The sequence below is a fragment of the Paraburkholderia sp. J11-2 genome (assembly GCF_905220185.1).
In the GTDB taxonomy this organism is placed as follows: Bacteria; Pseudomonadota; Gammaproteobacteria; order Burkholderiales; family Burkholderiaceae; genus Paraburkholderia.
On the sequence record NZ_CAJMYY010000021.1, the window covers coordinates 166,893 to 173,015 of the forward strand.

Consider the following 6,123-nt stretch of genomic DNA (forward strand, 5'->3'; position numbering starts at 1 on the left):
TTATAGACACATTCGAGACAAGCGGGCACGGCTCTCGCATGGCGCCGGCCCCGCCCGCCTAGCTATGCGGAAACGGCCAGGGCATACCGTTCGAGCCGTTCACGCCATGGGTCACGCGGCCCTTCATACCGTGTTCCGGCGAGTCCGGAGCCCCTGCGGCCATCGCCATTTCCGGAGCCTGGTCGTCGTTGCCCACGCTATCCGCAAGCGAGCCGCCTTCGCCTTCCCAGCGGCTCAAGTCGCGATAAAAAGTTTGCCGTTGCAGGCGGTGACGCTGCGAGAAACGCCAGGCCAGCATGCCCGCCATGGCGCCCAGCGCGCCGACGGTCACCAAGGTTCCTACCAAACCGCTGCGGTTCTTCGACATATCGCTCTCCCAGATACGCCTCGTCAAAGACGGAAGACGCGCGAGTTGACTCCGAGTTGGCTCAAGCGGCATCGCCGGGGGCGCGGCCAATGCGCCGCCCCTACAACGCAGACGACGCGCACTTGTGCAAGTTCCGCAGCAGGATGCGTGCCACGCCTCGCTCGCGGATGCCTGGGCAGGTCCATTGCCCTGTCAGGCGCGGCAGTGGTTAAATGTTTACGCGTTAACGAGCAAAAGCCGAGCAAAAGCCGGGCAACCCCCGAGCCAATCTCGGAGATGCAAACCTCGCGGCCGTCGGAGCGGCAAGTTCCGCACCTGTCCTGGACGGCCAGCCCCGGATCGCAGGGCCTGTTCCCGATGCGCGCAAAAGCATGCAGATGCGCGCAGAAGCGAACGCCCCGCACTACATTTGCAGGACGAACATCCCTATGGCGTCAATCGAGCCGGGCTCGCCCGCCGCCACGAAACGAACCAGTGGAACCCGCGCAAACCCAGGAAACACCGGACCGGACGCCGACACGCGCGTCGCGGGACTGCAGTCGTACGGTCTGCTGTACGGCTCGTCGGCGGTCATGCTGGAACTTTACGCGCAGATCGAACGCGTGGCCGTGACCGAGGCCACGGCGCTCATCGTCGGCGAATCGGGCACGGGCAAGGAACTGATCGCCCGCACGATCCACGCGAACAGCGAACGCCGCGACGGCCCGTTCATCGCGGTCAACTGCGGTGCGATTCCCGACGAACTGATCGAGGCCGAACTGTTCGGCCACGAAAAAGGCAGCTTCACGGGCGCCGTGCAAGCGCGCGACGGTCACTTCGAGCACGCGCGCGGCGGCACGCTGTTCCTCGACGAAATCACCGAAATGTCGCTGCTGCACCAGGTGAAGCTGCTGCGCGCGCTCGAAACCGGCGAGTACTTTCCGGTGGGCGGCAACGAAGCGATTCGCGGCGACGTGCGCATCATCGCCGCCACCAACCGCGACCCAATCACAGCCGTGAAGGAAAACTGCCTGCGCGAAGACCTGATGTACCGGCTCGCGGTGTTTCCCTTGCGCGCCCCGCCGCTGCGCGAACGCGAGCGCGACCGCGAACTGCTCGCGCAGCATTTCCTCACCGAACTGAACGACCAGGAAGGCACGCAAAAGACCTTCAGCAAGCGGGCGCTCGAGACAGTGCGCAACTGGTCGTGGCCCGGCAACGTGCGCGAACTGAAGAACGCCGTGTACCGCGCGTTTATCCTTGCGGAAAAGGTTGTTGAGATCGCGCACCCCCAACTGGTGCCGCGCGTGAAGAAGCCCGTCACCCAGGGCGATGCGATGAGCGTATGGATCGGCACGCCGCTCGCCGATGCGCAAAAGCAGATCATTCTCGGCACGCTCAAATATTGCGGCGGCGATAAACGTCTCGCGGCACGCACGCTCGGCGTGAGCCTCAAGACGCTCTACAACCGGCTAGGCAGCTACGGCGCCGACGACGGCGAAGCCGAAGCGGGCGCCGACCCGGACACGAACGAAGCCTGATTGCCCTTCCCACGCCTCGCGCGTTGCGCCGCTCTCGCGGCACGATCGTTGCGCGCCGAGGCTCAAGCCGAGCGGCAGGCCGATCAAAGATCGGTCTGCCGCGCACGCCCTTTTGCAATTTCTTGCACTTTACCTATCCCGGTTAACAATCGCCTGTTGCACAATCCGCAGCACGTTAAGTAAGCAAAACATGCTGGATGTGCACGCAACGTGACGCTATCCGGCAAGCGGCAGGGAATCATCATGCAAGAACGAAGTGCCCGGGCGCGCGTTGCGCCGTCCATGTCAGCGGCAGTCGCGGGAACGATTGCCGGTGTGCCCCCGCTTTCCCGCGCCCCCTGGCGACGCGTCATGTCGCTCACGCTGCTCGCCACGGTGGCGAGCCTCGCATGCTCGGCCTGCAGTTCGCTCTACTCCGAAGGGGCGCAAACGGGCGCAGGCATTGCCGGCGCCGCGGTCGCCTCGAAAGTAACGAGCAACGCCGCCGTCGCGACTGGCATCGGCCTGGGCGCCGTGGCCGCGGCGAAGGCCGGCGTGCAGTACTCCGAGCGCGTCGTCCACACCAACACCCAGAACAGCATTGCGAAGGCCGCGGGCCCGCTCGACGTCGGCGCGGTCGCGCCCTGGTCGATCGTGCACTCGTTCCCGATCGAGGACGACGAGCATGGCCGCGTCACGGTGAGCCGCACGATCAGCAGCGGCGCGCTCGATTGCAAGGAAATCGTCTTCTCCGTCGACCACGAGGCCACGAAGGACAAGGCTGCTTCGAGCGCCTTCTTCGTCGCTTCGGTGTGCCGCGACGGCGACAACTGGAAGTGGGCCTCGGCCGAACCCGCCACCGCCCGCTGGGGTGCGCTGCAATGAACGGCATGAACGCGCGCGCGCGTCGCGTACGCCACGTGGAAACGGATTCGCCGACGTCTCGCCCCGTGAAGCTCATCGCGCTGGCCACGCTCTGCGCGGGCATCGCACTCGGCTCGAGCGGCTGCTCGTCGATTGGCGCAGCGAGCGGCGCCGCAGCGGCAGCGGCCACTGGCATCGTCACGGCGAATCCCGCCGTGGGCATCGGCGTGGGCATCGCCGTGCAAGCGGCCACCGACGAAGCCGTCGGCCGCTTCATGAAGAGCATGCACGCAGACCAGCAGGAATTGATCGCCGAAACCGCCGGCCGCCTGCCCGTGGGCGGCATGGACCTCTGGCGCATCAAGCACCAGCTGCCCGTGGAGAACGGCCACGGCCAGGTGCGCGTGACGCGCGCGTTCTCCAACGCGCTCACGCTCTGCAAGGACTTCGTGTTCTCGGTGCAGGACGGCGACAAGGGCGACTCGCCCGAGCAGTGGTTCACCGCGAGCGCGTGTCAGGACCAGTCGGGCTGGAAGTGGGCCACGGCCGAACCTGCGGTGGAGCGCTGGGGCACGCTGCAATAGCCGTTTTTATCCGCAAACGAAAAACGGTCGCAGGGCTAACTCGCCTTGCGACCGTTTTTTTATGCTCGCGACCTGCGCAGCGCTCAGGACTCCACGTCTTCGAGACTGAAGATTTCCGACTGGTCGTTGTACGAGAAGATCTCGCCATAGCGGCCCCAGTCGATCACGGTGTCGAGCGTCTCTTCCGCCGCGCCGTCGGAGAGAAAGTCCTCCAGCTCCTGCTCGAAACGCACGCGCGGCGCGCGATGGCCCGGGCGTTCGTTGAGCACCTTCTTGATGCGCGCCGCGAGCGGCACATGCCGCAACAGATGCTCGGCGAACATCATCTTGCGCTCCTGCGTGCCGAATTCCGCGAACACGCGCGCGGGTGGCGTGAGCAGCACGTCGCCTTCGCGCACGTCGGCGAAACCGAGGTTCTGCAGCACTTCCGCGATCGGGAACAGGTCGTCCACTTCCAGATGCAGCGAGCGCGCGATTTCCGGCATGTCGGCGCGGCCGTGGTACGGCGCGGCCGCGAGCGTTTCGATCAGACCGGCCATCAGGTTGGTCGACACGCGCGGCAGCCAGCTGCCGAGTTCGAGCCCCTTCTTCGTGGTTTCGCCGGTCTGACGCGCGGTCATCTTCGCGTAGATGTCGTCCACAAGCTTGCGGAACACCGGGTCGAGGCGGTTGCGCGGATGCTTGAACGGCACCTTGATCTCGGCCACCACGCGGCCCGGATTCGACGACAGCACCAGAATGCGGTCGCACATGAACACCGCTTCCTCGATGTTGTGCGTGACGATCAGCACCGACTTGATCGGCAAGCGGCCTTGCGTCCACAGGTCGAGCAGGTCGGTACGCAGCGTTTCGGCCGTCAGCACGTCGAGCGCGGAGAACGGCTCGTCCATGAGCATCAGCATCGGGTCGACCACGAGCGCGCGCGCGAAACCCACGCGCTGACGCATGCCGCCCGAAAGCTCACGCGGGTAGGCGTTTTCAAAGCCGTCCAGACCGATCAGGTCGATGGCCGCCAGCGCCCGTTCACGGCGCTCGCGCGCGCCGACGCCCTGCGCTTCGAGGCCCGCTTCCACGTTCTGCAGCACGGTGAGCCACGGGAACAGCGCGAAAGTCTGGAACACCATCGCCACGCCTTCGGCCGGTCCTTCGAGCGGCTTGCCGCGCCAGGTGACGTCGCCGGAGGTCGGCGAAATCAGGCCCGCGATAATGCGCAGCAACGTGGACTTGCCCGAGCCCGAGCGCCCTAGCAGCCCGACGATCTCGCCCTCGCGCAGCTGAAGGTTGGCGTCGTCGAGCACGAGCAATTCGCCCTGGGACTTGTTGAAGCCCCGGCACACGTCCTTCACGTTCAGAATTTCTGCGCCGAGGCGCGGCGGATTCGGAGCCGTCTGCACATCGCCGTGCGCGGCGCTCAGCGTCTTGGGGTTTTGCATCGCGTTACCTTCGATCATTCGTTGTTCGATCAGTCGTCGATCAGTCGAGCCGCAGACGGGACTCGGCATACGTGTACAGCGGGCGCCACAAGAGGCGGTTGAACAGCGTGACGAAGAGCGACATCACGGCAATGCCGAGAATGATCTTCGGGTAGTCGCCGGCCGCCGTCGTCTGCGCGATGTAGGCGCCAAGGCCGTGCGCGACGACCTTCGTGTCGCCCCACTGCACGAACTCCGCGACGATACTCGCGTTCCACGCGCCGCCCGAGGCCGTGATGGCGCCCGTGATGTAGTACGGGAAAATGCCCGGGAGCATGGCCTGGCGCCACCATTGCCATCCGCGGATATGGAAGTTCTTCGCGGCTTCCTTGTAATCGTTGGGATAGGCGCTGGCCCCTGCAACTACGTTGAACAGGATATACCACTGGGTGCCGAGCACGATGAGCGGTGACAGCCAGATGTCAGGATTGAGGTGAAAGCGCACGATCACGATCACGAACACCGGAAACAGAAGGTTCGCCGGGAACGCCGCGAGAAACTGCGCGAGCGGCTGGACCTTCTCGGCGAGCGCGGGGCGCAAGCCGATCAGCACGCCGAGCGGCACCCAGATCACCGAGGCGATGGCGATCAGCAGCAGCACGCGAAAGAGCGTGATGAAGCCGAGACCGACCACGTGCCACACGTCGTCGAGCGTCACGCCCGTGCGCACATATGCCACCACGCGCCACACCACGAACACGGTCAGCGCGATCACGAGCACGGCCCACACGGCGTCGCCAATGCGAGCGCGCAAGCCGCCGCGTCCGCGCGCCACGGGCGCGGCGAACGTCACGTTCGGAAACGACGGCAGCTGGATCGGCATGCGCGCGGCCTTGGCGAAGAGCCAGCCGAGCGGCACGAGCAGTTGATGAATGAGGTGCGTGCGGCGAATGAGGTCGAGCAGCCACGACTCCGGCGCATCGCCCGAGCTCGTGTTCTCCATGCGGAACTTGTCGGCCCACGCCACCAGCGGGCGGAACAGGAACTGGTCGTACGCGAGGATCACGACGATCATCGTGAGGATCACCCAGCCCACCGCGTGCAGGTTCTTTTCCGCGATCGCCTGGGCCAGATACGCGCCGATGCCCGGCAGCGTGATCGTGTTGTTGCCCACCGTGATCGCTTCGGAAGCCACCACGAAGAACCAGCCGCCCGACATCGACATCATCATGTTCCAGATGAGGCCCGGCATCGAGAACGGCACTTCGAGCTTCCAGAAGCGCTGCCACGCGGTCAGGTGAAAGCCGCGTGAGACTTCATCGAGATCGCGCGGCACCGTGCGCAGCGACTGGTAGAAACTGAACGTCATGTTCCAGGCCTGGCTCGTGAAGATCGCG

General features: G+C 65.4%; 6 protein-coding genes. 3 read left to right on the forward strand and 3 right to left on the reverse strand.

The genetic code is table 11. The features are described from left to right. Positions 1–58 precede the first annotated feature (58 nt). Entirely contained in the window at positions 59–367 is a 309-nt protein-coding gene (locus U5A57_RS27450) for a hypothetical protein (RefSeq protein ID WP_321914766.1), read from the reverse strand. Between the two features lie 428 nt (positions 368–795). Here U5A57_RS27450 and U5A57_RS27455 point away from each other — a divergent pair, with 428 nt between their 5' ends. The 3 genes from U5A57_RS27455 to U5A57_RS27465 all read left to right on the forward strand — a co-directional run bounded on the left by U5A57_RS27455 (position 796) and on the right by U5A57_RS27465 (position 3,314). Next, on the forward strand, positions 796–1,887 hold the full coding sequence (locus U5A57_RS27455; protein WP_321914767.1) for a sigma-54 dependent transcriptional regulator: 1,092 nt from the start codon (positions 796–798) through the stop codon (positions 1,885–1,887). Positions 1,888–2,238: 351 nt separating this feature from the next. Continuing rightward, positions 2,239–2,751, forward strand: coding sequence for a hypothetical protein (locus tag U5A57_RS27460; protein ID WP_321914768.1), 513 nt, complete (start codon positions 2,239–2,241; stop codon positions 2,749–2,751). Between the two features lie 5 nt (positions 2,752–2,756). After that, a complete protein-coding gene (locus U5A57_RS27465; RefSeq protein WP_321914777.1) occupies positions 2,757–3,314 on the forward strand; it encodes a hypothetical protein in 558 nt (185 codons plus the stop codon). Positions 3,315–3,397: 83 nt separating this feature from the next. Here U5A57_RS27465 and U5A57_RS27470 read toward each other — a convergent pair whose 3' ends face one another. Then, on the reverse strand, positions 3,398–4,747 hold the full coding sequence (locus tag U5A57_RS27470; RefSeq protein WP_321914778.1) for a nitrate/sulfonate/bicarbonate ABC transporter ATP-binding protein: 1,350 nt from the start codon (positions 4,745–4,747) through the stop codon (positions 3,398–3,400). A 40-nt stretch (positions 4,748–4,787) separates the two neighbouring features. Continuing rightward, positions 4,788–6,123, reverse strand: a 1,336-nt coding sequence (locus tag U5A57_RS27475) for an ABC transporter permease (RefSeq protein ID WP_321914769.1), incomplete at its 5' end; no start/stop codon positions are given.

Bases quoted from the DNA above. Each gene is read 5' to 3' on its own strand.
- U5A57_RS27450 (WP_321914766.1), bottom strand. From the start codon at position 367: ATGTCGAAGAACCGCAGCGGTTTGGTAGGAACCTTGGTGACCGTCGGC.
- U5A57_RS27455 (WP_321914767.1), top strand. From the start codon at position 796: ATGGCGTCAATCGAGCCGGGCTCGCCCGCCGCCACGAAACGAACCAGT.
- U5A57_RS27460 (WP_321914768.1), top strand. From the start codon at position 2,239: ATGTCGCTCACGCTGCTCGCCACGGTGGCGAGCCTCGCATGCTCGGCC.
- U5A57_RS27465 (WP_321914777.1), top strand. From the start codon at position 2,757: ATGAACGCGCGCGCGCGTCGCGTACGCCACGTGGAAACGGATTCGCCG.
- U5A57_RS27470 (WP_321914778.1), bottom strand. From the start codon at position 4,747: ATGCAAAACCCCAAGACGCTGAGCGCCGCGCACGGCGATGTGCAGACG.